A 15315-nucleotide genomic window follows, 5' to 3' on the forward strand; every position below is an offset into this window, starting at 1 on the left:
TCAGCTGCTTTATATCTTGGGCATTTCAGGCTCAAAAAGTGGAACCCCTTCTTCTGTGGGGGGTGCTAACCACTCGATGAGGATCTCCATATCTTCCGCATTATCTGTCCTTATGTCAACATGTATGGAGCCAAGGGGTTCATCTTGGGTAGCTAAATTCAATTTCCCTATTGTTGCTACCTGTTTGTTAATGAGGAAATGTGTTCTTGCCGGGTTCTTATAATTGCCAGCGACCAGCCTTGTACGGGCAGTATCAATGATCTTTTCTCTCCTGAACAGGTCGTGTATGTTCCTGAGACTCTCGACATCACCGGTACCTTCGATGAAATTACCCTCATCGGTAGTTACCGCTTCTATCTCTATCAGCGGGAACATGTTCATGACTGCCATCTCCACACGTTCCTTATCTTCTGTGGGATTGAAGGCAGTGCTGACTTTTACTTCGATCATGCGTTCTCCAGTATTCCGTTGATCGTGTTCCTGAATGCATCGATGGTGTCGGTGTTCTCGACAGTTATGTCTGCCACTTTGATGGCTTCTTCAAGTCCCCATCCAAGTTCCCGTTCATCTCTTACCTTCAGTGCCTCGATGTCGGTCATATCATCGCTTCTGCCACGGTTCGAAACCCTTTCAAAGCGTATTTTCAGAGGTGCATCGATGAAGACCAGTGTAAAATCTTCCCCGAAATGTTCCTTGAAAAAGATGACCTCTGCTATTCCGCGTACCCCGTCCACAACGACAAGGTCCTTGCCTAAAGCCTCTATCTTTGGAACACAACGCTTTGCAACAGCATCCATGCCTTCCTTATCCCGCAGGTCGTTTGCCACGCCGCCAGTGTTGGCATCTGTGGGATCGAGTCCTCTCGCTTTGACCTCGTCGCGTATAACATCTCCCATGTTTACAACATCGATATTTTCTTCTTTTACAACATCTGATGCTACGGATTTGCCTGCTGCCGGCATTCCTACAAAAGCTATGATCTTCATATTTTGTGACCCTATTGTGGTTTAAGTAATAATATATTGAAATTATAGTGTTTACGTATTAGTGTATATTATAGGTATGTTGAACGGGATTATCAAGGTTTTGATTTTATATATCAGTATGTCTTTGTGTGAGTTGAGCTTAATATGAGACTGGGCGGCGTGGATCTTGCTGGTAACCTTTTGCTTGCACCTATGGCGGATGTGACGAATCTGGCCTTCAGGCTGATGTGCAAGAGATATGGCGCATCCCTGACATTTACTGAGATGATAAGCTCAGATGCAGTTGTACACGGTAATGAGAAGACCTTCCTTCGGGGGATGACCTGTGAGGAAGAGCGCCCCTTTGGAGTGCAGCTATTTGGTCACTGTCCGGAAACGATAACGGCTGCAGCACTTGTTATTGAGGAAATGTTCGATCCAATTGTAATTGACATGAACCTGGGATGTCCATCCCCTGCCATTACAAATGCCGGGTGCGGTTCCGCATTACTTCGCTCACCTGAAATTGTGAGTGACATCTTCAGGGATCTTTGTGAGAACGTGAACACTCCGGTAACTGCAAAGATACGTATCCTTGAAAATATGGATGACACTCTTGATATTGCGAACCGGCTGGAGGAAGCTGGCGTCTGTGCGCTCACTGTTCATGGACGTACAAGGGAACAGGGCTATCAGGGGTTTGCAGACCATCGTTATGCAAAGCGCATTAAAGAGGAACTATCTATTCCGGTTATCGCCAATGGGGACGTAAAGGATGGCGAGTCTGCAAAACGTATTCTGGAATACACCGGATGTGATGGTTTGATGATCGGGAGGGCAGCTATGGGTGACCCTCATGTTTTCTATCGGGTATCCCGTTTCCTTGAGAATGATGAGGTCATTGGAACTTGCTGTGAGCAGCGCAGGGATGATCTGCTTGAATACATTGAACTGCTGGAAAAGTTCGATCTGATGACACATGTGAACATGAAGGCACATTCCCAGTGGTTCACCAGGGGTTTAAAAGATAGCAGGCGTATGCGTATGGAGATGGGTAGTGCTGATTCTCACGTTTCTCTTGTGGAATGCATTCGCAATATGTGCGGGAATAATTCTGAATAACATTTTGTACATATGTGCATTAATTGTCATAAATGCCTTTTGATATCGTTTTTTGAATATATTATTCTATTTTCGGGTTGGTTTTTTTCATTGATTTACCGAAAGACTAAATAGTAATCAGGATTGTACACAATTAAACATTGCATTTAGACTGCGATATATATTTTTGGCAGTCAATGTGTGTGGGAAAACAGCTACGTCCTAAAGGTTTACGCTTTTTGGCGATACATTCCGAATACCTGTTGGATCTTATCCAAAAATGAATGTGGTAGCTGTTCATTATCGAACTATTATACACTTATTGTCTTACGGAGAATACACATGAAAGAAATACGAATACACGGTAGAGGCGGACAGGGTTCTGTTACTGCTGCCGAGCTGCTGGCTGTTGCAGCTTTTGCTGATGGTAAGTTCAGCCAGGCATTCCCGGCTTTTGGTGTGGAACGCCGTGGTGCACCTGTTCAGGCATTTACAAGGATCAGTGAAGATCCTATCAGACTCAGGGCTCAGGTCTATGAGCCAGACTATGTTATCGTCCAGGACCCAACTCTCCTTGAAGTAGTCAGTATCGCAAGCGGTGCAAAGGACGACGGACTAATTCTTATCAACAGTGACTTTGATCCGGAACACTTCGACCTTGACACCAACGCCAAGATCATGACCGTCAACGCTACAAAGATAGCTCTTGATATTATTGGAAGACCTATTGTGAACACTGTTCTGTTAGGTGCTTTCGCAGGTGCGTCCGGTCTTATCGATCCGGCATCCATCAAGGAAGCTGTCATGGAGCGCTTCCCCGGAAAGGTTGGTGAAAAGAACGCAGAGGCTATCCAGAAAGCCTACGATATGATGATGGAGGCTTAAGTTATGACAATTCCACTAGGAGGAGTCTGTGCTCCAGGTTCCACTCTTGTTAACAAGACCGGAGGATGGAGAACATTCAAACCTGTTTTTGATTATGACAAGTGCATCAAATGCAAGCTGTGTGAACTCTTATGTCCGGATATGTCCGTAGACCCAAGGGACGATGGTTTCTTTGAGTTCAACTATGACTTCTGCAAAGGATGCGGTATTTGTGCTAACGAATGTCCAAAGGACGCTATTGAAATGGTTCTGGAGGAGAAATAATGCAGCGCGATTTTGAGAAAGACAAGAAGAACATGGTCGTAGTTGAGGGATCATATGCAGTGGCTAGTGCTGTAAAATCATGCAGGCCAAATGTTATCTCAGCATATCCGATCACCCCGCAGACACATATTGTGGAAGACCTTTCACAGTTCATGGCTGACGGTGCGATACCAAATTGTGAGTACATCAACGTAGAATCTGAGTTCTCTGCCCTTTCCGCACTGGTAGGTTCATCCGCAGCAGGTGCAAGAAGCTACTCTGCAACAACCTCTCAGGGTCTTGAACTTATGCACGAGGTACTGTTCAACGTTTCAGGTATGAGATTACCTGTTGTAATGACCGTTGTAAACAGGGCAGTAAGTGCACCAATCAACATCTGGAACGATCATCAGGATTCCATCTCCCAGAGAGACACAGGCTGGATCCAGCTCTATGCAGAGGACACACAGGAAATTTCCGATATGACCGCACAGGCATTCAAGATCGCCGAGGATCCGGAGATCCTGCTTCCGGTAATGACCTGTATGGACGGTTTCATCCTGTCCCACGTCTATGAACCGGTCGTACTTCTTGAAGATGACATTGTGGCAGAATACCTGCCGCCGTTCGAGCCAGAGTTCAAGCTCGACCCGAAGAATCCAAAGACCTTTGGTGCATTCGCAGATCCAAATTCCTACACTGAGTTCAGGTACCTGCAGCAGCAGGCAATGGACAAGGCATTGAAGAAGATCGAAGATGCTGCTGCTGAGTTCTATGACCTCTTTGGCAGGCACTACGGTGGTCTTATTGACACATATGAGACAGATGATGCTGATATCATCCTCATGGCAATGGGTTCAATTGTAGGTACCATCAAGGATGCCATTGACAAGCTCAGGGCAAAAGGCGTCAAGGTCGGTCTGTTAAAGGTCAGGTCCTTCCGTCCGTTCCCGGTTGAAGCTATCAGAAATGTCGTCAAGGATGCAAAAGTAGTTGTTGCACTTGATAAGAACATCTCTATCGGTCTTAACGAGGGTGCACTGTTCACCGAGACCAAGGCAAGCCTGTACAACACCAAGATCGATGTTCCTGTGATCGGCTTTATGATCGGTCATGGAGGACGTGATATTCCTACAGGTACTATAGAGAACATCATCGATGAGGCAAAGAAAGTAATAGATTCAGGTATCACTGTCGAAAGCCAGTTCACTGACCTGAAGGAGGAGTTGTTATGAAATCACTGTTAGCACCAGGACACAGGGGATGTGCAGGTTGCTGTGACGCAATGGCTGCAAAGTTCACACTCATGGCAGCTGGCGAGGATTGCATTGTTGTGAGTCCTACCGGATGCCTTGAAGTTATGACGACCCCATACCCTGAATCATCATGGGGTGTCCCATTTATCCACTCCCTTTTCGAGAACAACGCAGCAGTCGCATCAGGAATTGAAGCTGCTCTCAAATCAAAGGGCGAAATGGGCAATACAAAGATCATTGCAATGGGCGGTGACGGTGCAACCCTTGATATTGGTATGCGCTCCGTATCCGGTGCATTCGAGCGTGGACACGATTTCACATTCGTCTGTATCGACAACGAAGCATACATGAACACCGGTGTACAGAGAAGTGCTGCAACACCATTTGCTGCATCCACTACAACCAGTCCATCCGGTAAGGTATCCTTCGGTAACATCCGTCCGAAGAAGAACATGCCTGCTATCATAGCTGCACATGGTTCACCATACGTTGCCACAACTTCCATCGGATATCCAAAGGATATGATCAGGAAGGTAAAGACAGCAGTCGATGTTGAAGGTCCTACCTACGTGCACGCACATTCACCATGTACAACAGGATGGGGATTCGATACTTCCAAGACCGTAGAGGTCGCAAAGATGGCAGTAGAGACATGCCTCTGGCCACTCTATGAAATGGAAGATGGTGAGATCACCAAGGTCAAGAAGATCAAGAATCCAAAACCAGTAGAAGATTATCTCAAGATGCAGCGCCGTTTCAAGCACCTTTTCACAAAGGAAGGCGGAGACGAGTTCATCAAACAGATCCAGGCACTCGCTGACGAGAACATTGTGAAGTTCGGGTTACAGTAAACCCGAAACTCATTTCTTTTTTATTTCTTTTATTTTTCTATCGTTCTTCGCTTCCTGTTCTGATGATGTTTAATTTAGTAGCTGTCGCTTTCCTCTTTAAGACCGTCAAAGTATTTCCGTGTCTCATGAGAAATTATCCTGCGTAATGCCAGAATAGCTATTAGGTTCGGGATCACCATCAGTCCGTTAACGATGTCTGCCAGAACCCAGATGGTATCAAGTGTCAGATACACTCCGCCTCCTACCAGTGCGATGTAGATCACCCGGTAAGGCATGATCCCCCGGACACCTACAAGGAATTCCACACATCTTTCACCGTAGTAATTCCATCCAAGTATGGTCGTGAATGCAAAGAACATCAATCCTATCCCGACAATGTATATCCCGATACTTTCCAGACCTGTAGAAAAAGCATAGCTGGTCATGTAAGCACCTTCGTATTCACTTGTCCATGAACCCGTCATTACAAGGACGATACCTGTCATTGTACAGACGATTATCGTGTCGAAGAATGTTCCTGTCATGGAAATGAGGCCCTGTTTTGCAGGCTCCTTTATCCGGGCTGCAGCTGCTGCGATGGGTGCACTTCCAAGTCCTGATTCATTGGAGAATACTCCTCTTGCAATTCCCATCTGGACCGCAAGGATCATGGTGGATCCAAGGAAACCTCCTGCTGCAGCTGTCGGGGTGAAGGCGGAACGTATGATAAGTGAAATTGCTGAAGGCAGTGAGCTGACATTTGTGGCTATTATGAGCACGCATCCCAGCACATAGGCTATGGCCATGAAAGGAACTACCACCTGTGCGACCTTCGCTATACTTCTGATGCCGCCGACCGTTACCATGGCCACTAGGACGGTAATTACAATTGCAGTATAGAACGGGGGAACATTGAATGTTATAGCTGCTGAATCAGCGATCGCATTGACCTGTGGGAAGATGCCGATCCCGAAGAACGCGACACAGATGCCACTAAAAGCGAAGAAGGTCGCAAGCGGCTTGCTATATGACTTGTCCGAAAGCCCGTTGGTGATGTAATGCATGGGTCCGCCTGCCATCTGTCCGTTCTCATCGATGGTCCTGTACTTGACCGCCAGCATGCATTCGGCATATTTTGTAGCCATTCCGAAGAACGCTGCCAGCCACATCCAGAAAAGAGCCCCTGGTCCTCCGGTTTTGATGGCAGTGGCAACCCCTACGATGTTGCCGGTGCCAATTGTGGCTGCAAGCGCCGTTGTCAGGGCTGCAAAACTGGAGATATCTCCCGCGTTGTCATTGTCTGACGGGTCCGGCCTGATAACATACCGTAATGCCAGGGGTAGCCTGAAGACCTGTATAAAACCGAGGCTGAGTGTGAGATATACTCCTGTTCCCACAAGAAATAGCAAAAGCGGTGGTCCCCAGACAAAGCTATCAATGGTCCTGAGAACACTGAGAATATCAGGTTCGGCGGTAAACAGGTTCAGAAAATCCATATTATTCTCTATAGGCTCTTAAAGTATATTTATTTCAATGATGTTTTCTGTAGATCGGTTGCAGGATGTTTTGCTTAATTCAATTTGGTTTCATTTCAGGAAATATTTTTGTATCGTGCTAACAAATTACCTATGGGATCACAATGGACAATACCAAGAACTTTGATCGCATATGGTCTATACTGAAAAATGAATATCCTGATCCGCAACCTGAACTGGACTACACTAACGAGTTCGAGCTCCTGATCGCAACGATCCTTTCAGCACAGTGCACGGATGCACAGGTGAACAAAGTTACGGCTGAGCTTTTCCGAAAATACCCTGATGCCGGGTCACTTGCTGCTGCTGATATAAATGATCTGGAAAAGGAGATATATTCCACCGGATTCTATCGTGCAAAATCAAAGAACATCAAAAGGACATCACAGTTGATCATTTCTGATTTTGGAGGTAAGGTCCCGGATACCATGGAAGATCTGACATCGCTTCCCGGCGTTGCAAGGAAGACCGCCAACATCGTGCTTGCAAGGGGTTTTGGCAAGGTTGAAGGCATTGCCGTGGACACCCATGTGAAAAGAGTTTCCGGCAAGCTGGGGCTTACTGGGAATACCGACCCGAAGAAGATCGAACAGGACCTGATGAAGCTTGCAGAACAGGATGAATGGGATGGCCTTTCAATGACCCTTATCCTTCACGGACGTCGGGTCTGTGATGCGAAGAAGCCGAAGTGCATTATATGCATGATTGCTGAATTATGTCCTTCCAGGCTCGATTGAAAATTGGTTTTCTGTAAGTTGTGATATGTCTGATAATTTTGTAAATTGAGAACATAAGATAGTTTACGGCTTGCTGACCCACGAATGGTTGAGCTATATGCAGTACGGGAAAGCCAATTATCCATTCCTGTTCTCACTGGCGATGAGGATAAATCCGTTCGATAAGGATGCAAGTGTGATAGTGGAGTGATAATTCCTGAGAACTTCCATGAGCATTTTTCAGTTCATGGGAGTTCTTATCTTTTTCATCTTTTGATTGTGAGGTGAATCATTTTAATGATCTCACTTTCACTCCACTTGCCAAATCCTTAAAATCAACTTCATACATACTAACTCTTTACAATGTCCCGAATTATCCTCCATGTTGATATGGACTACTTCTATGCAGCCATCGAAGAGCGCGAGGACCCCTCCATCAAGGACAAAGCCGTTGTTGTCTGCATGTATTCCAACAGGGGAGAAGAAGGAGGAGCTGTCAGCACCTGCAACTACATTGCAAGGGAAGCTGGCATTCATTCTGCCATGCCCTGCAGGATTGCAAAGTCCATAAAGCCGGATGCTGTCTATCTGCCGGTCCGAAAAGAGTTCTATACTGAGGTGTCGGACCGTATAATGGAGATACTGAGGTCATATGCAGACGGTGATGGTGAACTTTTTGAAAAGATAAGCATCGATGAGGCATTCATTGAGATAACGCAGGGGTCTGGCGGTGACTTCGATGTGGCAGACCAGATCGCAAAGCGGATCAAAGATGATGTAAAAAAGCTGGAGGGCCTTACCTGCTCGGTAGGTATCGGACCGAACAAGATTATTGCCAAGATGGCATCCTCAAAGCAGAAACCTGATGGTGTCACTCTCATTAGAGATGAAGATGTTGAAGATTTCCTGAAGGAAATGCCTGTCTCAAAGCTCTGGGGCATAGGGAATGTCACAGAAGATAAACTGGCCGAAATGGGCATTGAAACCGTGAAAGACCTTGCAGGACGTGATGTACAGGAACTGATAGGGGCTTTCGGAAAGACCCGGGGCACCTGGCTCAAAATGGCTGCATCGGGTATCGATGAAAGTCCGGTTAAAGAGAAGACTACCTCGGACCAGATAGGCAGGATGGCCTCGCTGACCCATGATACCCGCAAGAGCGATCTTGTGCTATCCCTGCTGGACGAACTTGTGGACGATGTATTCAGAAAGGTCCAGTCACGAAGTGTATCTTTCAGGTCTGTTACAGTAACTGTTATTTATTCGAATTTCAAGACCGTTACTAAGAGCCGCACGTTGAATCACCCTGTTGCAGATAAATCAATGCTTCGGGAGGTATCGTATCAGATAATGGGTGAGTTATTGGATAGTAGTACGCTTAATTTCAGACGTATCGGTGTGCGTGTTGGGAATCTTCAGGAAAGCAAGGGTCAGAAAACGCTGTCTGAGTTTTTCTAACAATTTTGATGGTTTGTTGTAATATCCGCCAAAGGCATACATGTGCACAAAATGGATAAATTCTGATAGAACCAATCCTTTTATTCAGGCTTCCCGAACCCGCCGCCACCGGGTGTCTCTATCACAAAGACATCGCCTTCATCCATTTCGATCTCAGCAGTTCCTTCGATCTCCTCGCATTCCCCACTCTTTCTTATGATCAGGTTCCTGCCACATTTGCCTCCATCTGCACCGTTCATTCCGAAAGGAGGGTATTTCCTGTGTGAAGAAAGGATCGCTGCCTTCATTTTTTTAAGGAAACGTACCTTGCGTACCACACCGTTTCCACCGGTGTATCGCCCCCTGCCTCCGCTTCCTTCTCGTATCGAGAACTCTTCAAGCAATACAGGAAAACGCAGCTCAAGTACCTCCGGGTCGGTTATCCGGGAGTTGGTCATGTGGGTCTGCACAGCATCGGTCCCGTTAAAACCATTTCCTGCACCGGAACCTCCGCAGATGGTCTCATAATACTGGTATTCGTGATTCCCGAAGGTGAAATTGTTCATGGTTCCCTGCGATGCTGCCATTACTCCCAGGGCAGCATAGAGAGAATCAACGATGTACTGCGAGGTCTCAACATTTCCGGCCACGACTGCAGCAGGATAGGAAGGATTCAAAAGGCTCCCTTGCGGTATGATGATCTCAAGTGGTTTCATGCATCCTGCATTCAATGGGATGTTCTCTTTTACGAGGGTGCGGAAAACATAGAGCACAGCAGCCCTGCAAATTGAGGCAGGTGCGTTGAAGTTGCTCTCCTGTTGTGGTGAGGTACCGGTGAGATCGATGCATGCAGAGCGGTTCTCATGGTCGATGGTAATATTTACACATATCCGGCTGCTGTCATCAAGTGTGTAGGTAAAGCTTCCATCATGTAGTACGTCGATAACCCTTCTGACAGCTTCCTCGGCATTGTCCTGTACATGCTGCATGTATGAACTGACGGTTTCAAGTGAATATTTCTCCACCATCTTCTCAAGCTGTTGTAGCCCTTTTTCATTGGCAGCCACCTGGGCTTTGAGGTCTGCGATATTCTGTTGAGGATTTCTTGATGGATAGCTGTTTGATGTCAGAAGTTCCAGGATATCTGCTTCCTGGAATGTCCCCTCGTTCATCAGTTTGAAATTCTCTATCGATATGCCCTCCTCATATATCGTCGTGCTCTTAGGGGGCATGGATCCGGGTGTCACTCCTCCTATGTCCGCATGGTGGCCACGGGATGCCACATAGAACTTTACATCTTCGGTCCCGCAAAACACAGGTGATATTACAGTGATGTCTGGAAGATGGGTGCCTCCGGCATATGGGGAATTGAGCATGTAGGCATCCCCTGCTTTCATGTTTCCTTTGGTGGATCGGATGATGGCCTTGACCGCTTCTTCCATGGACCCGAGGTGAACCGGGATGTGGGGTGCGTTTGCGATCAGGTTCCCATCATTGTCAAAGATAGCACAGGAAAAGTCCATGCGTTCCTTGATATTGACCGAATGTGCAGTGTTCTGCAAACGGTATCCCATTTGCTCGGCAATGGACATGAAACGATTATTGAACACTTCAAGCATCACCGGGTCAATATTCGTACCGATGGCAACGTGTTCTGCCGGCGGTTCTGTGCGTGTTAGTACAATGTGGTCTTTGGGTGTGATCTCTGCTTTCCATGATGGTTCCACGACAATTGTAGTGGTATCTTCAATGACAAGTGCAGGCCCTTTCACCACATGTCCGGGTTTCAGGCATTTCCTGGTGAAGACTGGTGTGCAGTGGTATTCTCCACAGGTGTACATGTCAACAGCTGTCTCATGGGAGCATTCACCTTCTGCCACATCGTTTCCGATGATCTCTTCCGGAATTTCATTTAGTCCTATGATCTCCAGCGAAATATTGGAAACTACAAGTTTCCTGTCTTCCATCACAAAACCAAACTGTTTTTTGTGAGCTTCAAGAAAGCTTTCCACAATGGTCCCGATCTTCCCGAAACCGACCTCAAGGGATGTGTCGGTGCCGCTATATTTCACATGGACCTTGTGTTCGAGCACAAGTTCCTCTTCCGGAACTCCCTGCTCTTTCATAGCAGCAGAGCCATCGCTCTCCAGTTCTTCGAACAAATCTCGAATCTCATGGATCACTTTGTCAGTAAGCTCTTCCTCCACAGACCTCTCAATGATCATCCTCTGGTCTGCCAGCCCCATTCCATACGCTGATAATACTCCTGCATACGGGTGTATGAATACACGGGATATTCCAAGGGAATCTGCAACGAGACATGCATGCTGGGCACCTGCGCCTCCGAAACAGCACAATGTATAATCTTTCAGGTCGTATCCTCTTTGTGTTGAGATCCTCTTGATCGCATTTGCCATGTTCTCCACGGCAACGGTAAGGAACCCTTCGGCAACCTGTTCGGGTGTGGTGTTCTCTCCTGTGTCTGTGGATATTTTCTCTGCAAGCCCGGAAAAATGAGAGCGTACCACATCAGCGTCCATTGGCAATGTCCCGGATTCCCCGAAAACATTAGGGAAGAACTTTGGAATGATCCTGGACAGCATCACATTGCAATCTGTAACTGTCAGCGGACCTCCTCGTCTGTAACAGGAAGGTCCGGGATCAGAGCCCGCAGAGTCAGGTCCTACCTGATATCTTCCTTCCTCAAAATGTAAAATAGAACCTCCTCCGGCTGCAACGGTATGGATGTTCATCATTGGTGAATAGAGGTGTATCCCTGCGACCTCGTTCTCAAAGGAGCGTTCATATTTCCCTTTGTAATGTGCAACATCGGTGGATGTTCCTCCCATGTCGAAACTGATAATTTTCTCAAATCCTGCCATTCCTGATGCCCTGGCAGCTCCTACGATCCCTCCTGCAGGCCCCGAAAGAATACTGTCCTTCCCCCTGAACAACATTGCATCGGTCAATCCGCCATTGGATTGCATGAAAAGTAACTTTGTATTATTGTCATCTGCATGCAGGACAGCAAGTATCCTGTTCACGTATCGCTGCAGGACTGGGGAAAGGTAAGTATCGACCATGGTGGTCTCCCCGCGACCCACGATCTTGATCAGTGGACTGACATTGTGCGAAAGTGAGATGTTATTAAAACCAATGTCCTTTGCTATTCCTTCAATGACCAGTTCATGTTCCGGATATCGGTATGAGTGCATAAGCACAACTGCCAGCGAACGTATGCCTTTGGCATAGATGGCTTCGAGGTCTTTTCTGATCTTTTCTTCATCAGGCGTTACAAGCTCTTCACCTCTGGCACTGTGTCTCTGTTTCACTTCGACCACCTGCTCATAGAGAACTTCGGGCAGTTCAATTTCAAGCGCGAAGATATCCGGCCTGTTCTGGTAACCGATCCGCAGTGCATCCTTGAATCCTTTGGTTATCACAAGTGCAGATCTCTCACCTTTTCTTTCCAGAAGCGCATTTGTGCCCACGGTGGTTCCCATCTTAATGCACTCGATCTTCTCTGTGGGAAGTTCATCATCCTTTGAAAGCCCAAGTATCCGGCGTATGCCCTGTATGGCTGCATCCTCATAGTGCTCAGGGTCTTCTGAGAGCAGTTTGTGTGTAATAATGCTTCCATCCGGTCTCATGGCGACAACATCAGTGAACGTACCGCCTCTGTCGATCCAGAAATGCCATTTTTTACCATTGGACATGTTTGGGAACCTCTATTGCAAAAATGTTTATCCTATACAGTTCCTACAATTATTTATGTCGTTCTCATCCATGGAGCTCCCGATAGTTCAGATGCTGAACTCATATCCGGCACTGGATCCTCTTATGGTGTTTCTTTCTGTTATGGGTGAAGGCCCTTTGTGGGTATTAATAGGATTTTATCTTTACCTCTCCGGCTCAAAGAGAACTGCAGTGTATTTTGGCCTGATGCTATTATCTGTGTGGGTAGCAGCCACTGTCCTGAAATCCTGGTTAATGGTTCCAAGGCCTGAGGACGTACGTTTTGTTGTGGAAGCATCAGGATATTCAATGCCGAGTATTCACTCAGGCGTGGCATTTGCAGCAGCAATGTTCCTGCACCAGATAGCAGGAAAATACAGCTATCTTTTGTGGACTGTTGCTCTAATGATGGCTGTTAGCCGTGTGTTTGCAGGGGTCCATTATCCATCAGACGTGATAGCTGGTGCTGTTCTTGGTATCCTAATGGGATACATCTGGATAAGGATTGGTGTGGGTAGTGTATATGTACAAAAAAGAGAGGAGTCGGATTAATCCTCGTCCTTGAACTCATCAAGTTTGAGTTGCTTGCGGTGACACTTTTCACCAGGTATCTCTACAGGGTAAAGTTCAGTAAGGCATCCAAGACAGAGCTCATTCCTGTCAATGCCGATCGACCTGACAAGGCCGTCGATGCTCAGATATCCAAGTGAATCTGCAACTATCGCATCTTTGACCATGTCCACGGGTTTTTTGGCAGCTATAAGCTCGTCCCTTGTGGCCATATCAATTCCAAGATAACACGGGGCGATAATTGCGGGACTTCCGATCCTTGCATGTATCTCTTTAGCACCTGCTTTGCGTACCATTTCAATGATGCGGCGTGAGGTGGTTCCACGCACGATGCTGTCATCGATGAGAATGACCCTCCTGTCCTTGAGGTTCTCGGAAATGGTGTTCATCTTAAGACGTACCGCTGTTTCTCGCATTGCCTGTCCGGGCAGGATAAATGTGCGTCCGATATAACGGTTCTTCATCAGGCCTTCCCGATAGTCGATCCCGGACTCTTCGGAATACCCGATAGCGGATGTGATTCCCGAGTCAGGTACCGGGGATACTATGTCGGCTTCTACCGGATGCTCGCGTGCAAGTTCCCTTCCGATCTTTTCACGAACCTTGTAAACAAGCTGTCCGTCAATAATGGAATCAGGCCTTGCAAAATAAATGTATTCAAAAACACAATGTGCAGCGTTCTTCTCGCTGAACATCTGGTGGCTTTCAAAGCCATTCTTTGTGATCTCTACAACTTCACCGGGTCTTACATCCCTTGTAAGTTCGCCGTTGAGCGTGTCAATAGCCACACTCTCTGATGCGACCACATATCCGCCGCTGATCTCACCTATGCATAATGGTTTGAATCCCAGGGGATCGCGAGCAGCAAATAGTCGGTCATCGATCATCAAGGCAAGGGAGTATGATCCCTTTAGTCTTGACATCACAGCTTTGATGGATTCTAAATGATCACGCTTTAGCATCTCCTTGACAAGAAGATGTGCTATGACCTCTGTATCAGAATTAGTAATAAAAATGCGCCCTTCGGATTCCAGTTCATCCCGAAGTTCCCGGCCGTTCACAAGATTGCCGTTGTGTGCAATTGCAACGGTACCACTCTTGTAATTGACCATTAGTGGCTGGCAGTTCTCGATATTTGAATCTCCGGTAGTGGAGTATCGGACATGTCCGAGACCAAGGTTACCTTTGAGTTTCAGAAGATCATCTTTGGAATAAACTTCCGGAACAAGCCCCATGCCTTTGATGGACTTGACGGTCTCTCCACATTTGACCGTAATTCCGGTAGATTCCTGTCCCCTATGCTGCAAGGCATAGAGGGCATAGTATATCTGAAGTGAAGCGGGTTTCGCCTGTGCATCTGCATCATGCATCAACACACCAACAACGCCGCATTCTTCTTTCATTTATACTCCGAGTGAGAAAAAGTCCTTTTTTAGTATTTGCACTTTCTCTGCCACTGGTAGCTTCTCATGCGTGATGTTTTTCCGAAACCGCATGATGTGCACTGTTTTGTATGGATGTTGAGTGAAACGCTTCCACAGCGTCTGCATTTAGCGTGTGTGCGTTTTTGCCTCTTACCCATTGATGGAGTACCTTTTGACATCTCTTAATCACCTTTTGTAAATCTATAATGTAATATGTTCCAGTATATCTCAACTGTTGTTAGCTGTAATTATATTGGTGTGGGTTTATCCCTGATGCACCTATTATTCTTATAGGTTACGGAGACACGTAGACAACGTTATCTCCTCTGATAACAACGCCACCGATCTTGCGAACAACTTCGCCTTCACTTAATTCTTCTGCTTCCTCAAGTACAAGGTTCATGTGTACGTCATATCCCTGAAGGATACCCCTAAACTCTCTTGTACCTTTTAACCTGACAATGACGGATGTGTTCAAAGCATCGTTCAATATATCCAGAGGTCTGTTTCCCATTATTAATCGCCCCTAATGCATTATGTGATTTTGATAAGCTATGTTACTCTCGAACTTAATAAGGTTTTAGTTCTTGATTTAGTTCTTGATTAGAATCTCCATTG

15 protein-coding genes are annotated in these 15315 nt (G+C 46.6%); 8 read left to right on the forward strand and 7 right to left on the reverse strand.

Annotated elements, in window-relative coordinates; translation table 11 throughout:
- Window positions 1-9: 9 nt before the first annotated feature.
- The gene (locus tag BMX02_RS04700; protein WP_091689536.1) at window positions 10-450 is read right to left on the reverse strand and encodes an RNA-binding domain-containing protein; all 441 of its coding nucleotides are present in this window, start codon (window positions 448-450) and stop codon (window positions 10-12) included.
- The gene (locus BMX02_RS04705; protein WP_091689537.1) at window positions 447-986 is read right to left on the reverse strand and encodes a dephospho-CoA kinase; all 540 of its coding nucleotides are present in this window, start codon (window positions 984-986) and stop codon (window positions 447-449) included. The genes BMX02_RS04700 and BMX02_RS04705 overlap by 4 nt, the downstream gene beginning before the upstream one ends.
- A 144-nt stretch (window positions 987-1130) precedes the next feature.
- On the opposite strand from BMX02_RS04705, the gene BMX02_RS04710 reads away from it, so the two are divergent.
- The 5 genes from BMX02_RS04710 (at window position 1131) to BMX02_RS04730 (ending at window position 5301) form a co-directional block, all read left to right on the forward strand.
- Window positions 1131-2087 (forward strand): tRNA dihydrouridine synthase, encoded by a 957-nt coding sequence (locus BMX02_RS04710; protein ID WP_091689538.1) that lies wholly within the window; start codon window positions 1131-1133, stop codon window positions 2085-2087.
- 321 nt (window positions 2088-2408) lie between these two features.
- The gene (locus BMX02_RS04715; RefSeq protein ID WP_091689539.1) at window positions 2409-2951 is read left to right on the forward strand and encodes a pyruvate ferredoxin oxidoreductase subunit gamma; all 543 of its coding nucleotides are present in this window, start codon (window positions 2409-2411) and stop codon (window positions 2949-2951) included.
- A gap of 3 nt (window positions 2952-2954) precedes the next feature.
- The gene (gene porD / locus BMX02_RS04720; RefSeq protein ID WP_091689540.1) at window positions 2955-3215 is read left to right on the forward strand and encodes a pyruvate synthase subunit PorD; all 261 of its coding nucleotides are present in this window, start codon (window positions 2955-2957) and stop codon (window positions 3213-3215) included.
- Complete coding sequence (gene porA / locus BMX02_RS04725) at window positions 3215-4429, forward strand: pyruvate synthase subunit PorA (RefSeq protein WP_091689541.1); 1215 nt, start codon at window positions 3215-3217, stop codon at window positions 4427-4429. Before porD ends, porA begins: the two co-directional genes overlap by 1 nt.
- Window positions 4426-5301: a thiamine pyrophosphate-dependent enzyme gene (locus tag BMX02_RS04730; protein WP_091689542.1), complete on the forward strand. Its 876-nt coding sequence runs from the start codon at window positions 4426-4428 to the stop codon at window positions 5299-5301. Before porA ends, BMX02_RS04730 begins: the two co-directional genes overlap by 4 nt.
- Before the next feature lie 74 nt (window positions 5302-5375).
- Here the strand turns inward: BMX02_RS04730 and BMX02_RS04735 are convergent, their stop codons facing one another.
- On the reverse strand, window positions 5376-6776 hold the full coding sequence (locus BMX02_RS04735) for an alanine/glycine:cation symporter family protein (protein WP_091689543.1): 1401 nt from the start codon (window positions 6774-6776) through the stop codon (window positions 5376-5378).
- A 143-nt stretch (window positions 6777-6919) separates the two neighbouring features.
- Here BMX02_RS04735 and nth point away from each other — a divergent pair, with 143 nt between their 5' ends.
- Complete coding sequence (gene nth / locus BMX02_RS04740; protein WP_091689544.1) at window positions 6920-7552, forward strand: endonuclease III; 633 nt, start codon at window positions 6920-6922, stop codon at window positions 7550-7552.
- 342 nt (window positions 7553-7894) lie between these two features.
- A complete protein-coding gene (dinB, locus tag BMX02_RS04745; protein WP_091689545.1) occupies window positions 7895-8989 on the forward strand; it encodes a DNA polymerase IV in 1095 nt (364 codons plus the stop codon).
- 80 nt (window positions 8990-9069) lie between these two features.
- On the opposite strand, the gene BMX02_RS04750 is transcribed toward dinB, so the two are convergent.
- Window positions 9070-12684, reverse strand: a complete 3615-nt coding sequence (locus BMX02_RS04750) for a hydantoinase B/oxoprolinase family protein (RefSeq protein ID WP_091689546.1) — start codon at window positions 12682-12684, stop codon at window positions 9070-9072.
- Between the two features lie 55 nt (window positions 12685-12739).
- On the opposite strand from BMX02_RS04750, the gene BMX02_RS04755 reads away from it, so the two are divergent.
- Entirely contained in the window at window positions 12740-13255 is a 516-nt protein-coding gene (locus BMX02_RS04755; RefSeq protein ID WP_167879247.1) for a phosphatase PAP2 family protein, read from the forward strand.
- Here the strand turns inward: BMX02_RS04755 and purF are convergent.
- The 3 genes from purF to BMX02_RS04770 all read right to left on the reverse strand — a co-directional run bounded on the left by purF (window position 13252) and on the right by BMX02_RS04770 (window position 15211).
- On the reverse strand, window positions 13252-14676 hold the full coding sequence (purF, locus tag BMX02_RS04760) for an amidophosphoribosyltransferase (protein ID WP_091689547.1): 1425 nt from the start codon (window positions 14674-14676) through the stop codon (window positions 13252-13254). The two genes, BMX02_RS04755 and purF, sit on opposite strands and share 4 nt — an antisense overlap.
- Before the next feature lie 29 nt (window positions 14677-14705).
- The gene (locus tag BMX02_RS04765; RefSeq protein WP_081955726.1) at window positions 14706-14876 is read right to left on the reverse strand and encodes a 50S ribosomal protein L37e; all 171 of its coding nucleotides are present in this window, start codon (window positions 14874-14876) and stop codon (window positions 14706-14708) included.
- A gap of 116 nt (window positions 14877-14992) precedes the next feature.
- On the reverse strand, window positions 14993-15211 hold the full coding sequence (locus tag BMX02_RS04770) for an LSM domain-containing protein (RefSeq protein WP_091689548.1): 219 nt from the start codon (window positions 15209-15211) through the stop codon (window positions 14993-14995).
- Between the last annotated feature and the right edge of the window lie 104 nt (window positions 15212-15315).

Source organism: Methanococcoides vulcani (genome assembly GCF_900111645.1).
Taxonomy (GTDB): Archaea; Halobacteriota; Methanosarcinia; order Methanosarcinales; family Methanosarcinaceae; genus Methanococcoides; species Methanococcoides vulcani.

Excerpts from the sequence above, each read along its gene's own strand:
- BMX02_RS04700 (WP_091689536.1), bottom strand. The coding sequence starts at position 450 with ATGATCGAAGTAAAAGTCAGCACTGCCTTCAATCCCACAGAAGATAAG.
- BMX02_RS04705 (WP_091689537.1), bottom strand. The coding sequence starts at position 986 with ATGAAGATCATAGCTTTTGTAGGAATGCCGGCAGCAGGCAAATCCGTA.
- BMX02_RS04710 (WP_091689538.1), top strand. The coding sequence starts at position 1,131 with ATGAGACTGGGCGGCGTGGATCTTGCTGGTAACCTTTTGCTTGCACCT.
- BMX02_RS04715 (WP_091689539.1), top strand. The coding sequence starts at position 2,409 with ATGAAAGAAATACGAATACACGGTAGAGGCGGACAGGGTTCTGTTACT.
- porD (WP_091689540.1), top strand. The coding sequence starts at position 2,955 with ATGACAATTCCACTAGGAGGAGTCTGTGCTCCAGGTTCCACTCTTGTT.
- porA (WP_091689541.1), top strand. The coding sequence starts at position 3,215 with ATGCAGCGCGATTTTGAGAAAGACAAGAAGAACATGGTCGTAGTTGAG.
- BMX02_RS04730 (WP_091689542.1), top strand. The coding sequence starts at position 4,426 with ATGAAATCACTGTTAGCACCAGGACACAGGGGATGTGCAGGTTGCTGT.
- BMX02_RS04735 (WP_091689543.1), bottom strand. The coding sequence starts at position 6,776 with ATGGATTTTCTGAACCTGTTTACCGCCGAACCTGATATTCTCAGTGTT.
- nth (WP_091689544.1), top strand. The coding sequence starts at position 6,920 with ATGGACAATACCAAGAACTTTGATCGCATATGGTCTATACTGAAAAAT.
- dinB (WP_091689545.1), top strand. The coding sequence starts at position 7,895 with ATGTCCCGAATTATCCTCCATGTTGATATGGACTACTTCTATGCAGCC.
- BMX02_RS04750 (WP_091689546.1), bottom strand. The coding sequence starts at position 12,684 with ATGTCCAATGGTAAAAAATGGCATTTCTGGATCGACAGAGGCGGTACG.
- BMX02_RS04755 (WP_167879247.1), top strand. The coding sequence starts at position 12,740 with ATGTCGTTCTCATCCATGGAGCTCCCGATAGTTCAGATGCTGAACTCA.
- purF (WP_091689547.1), bottom strand. The coding sequence starts at position 14,676 with ATGAAAGAAGAATGCGGCGTTGTTGGTGTGTTGATGCATGATGCAGAT.
- BMX02_RS04765 (WP_081955726.1), bottom strand. The coding sequence starts at position 14,876 with ATGTCAAAAGGTACTCCATCAATGGGTAAGAGGCAAAAACGCACACAC.
- BMX02_RS04770 (WP_091689548.1), bottom strand. The coding sequence starts at position 15,211 with ATGGGAAACAGACCTCTGGATATATTGAACGATGCTTTGAACACATCC.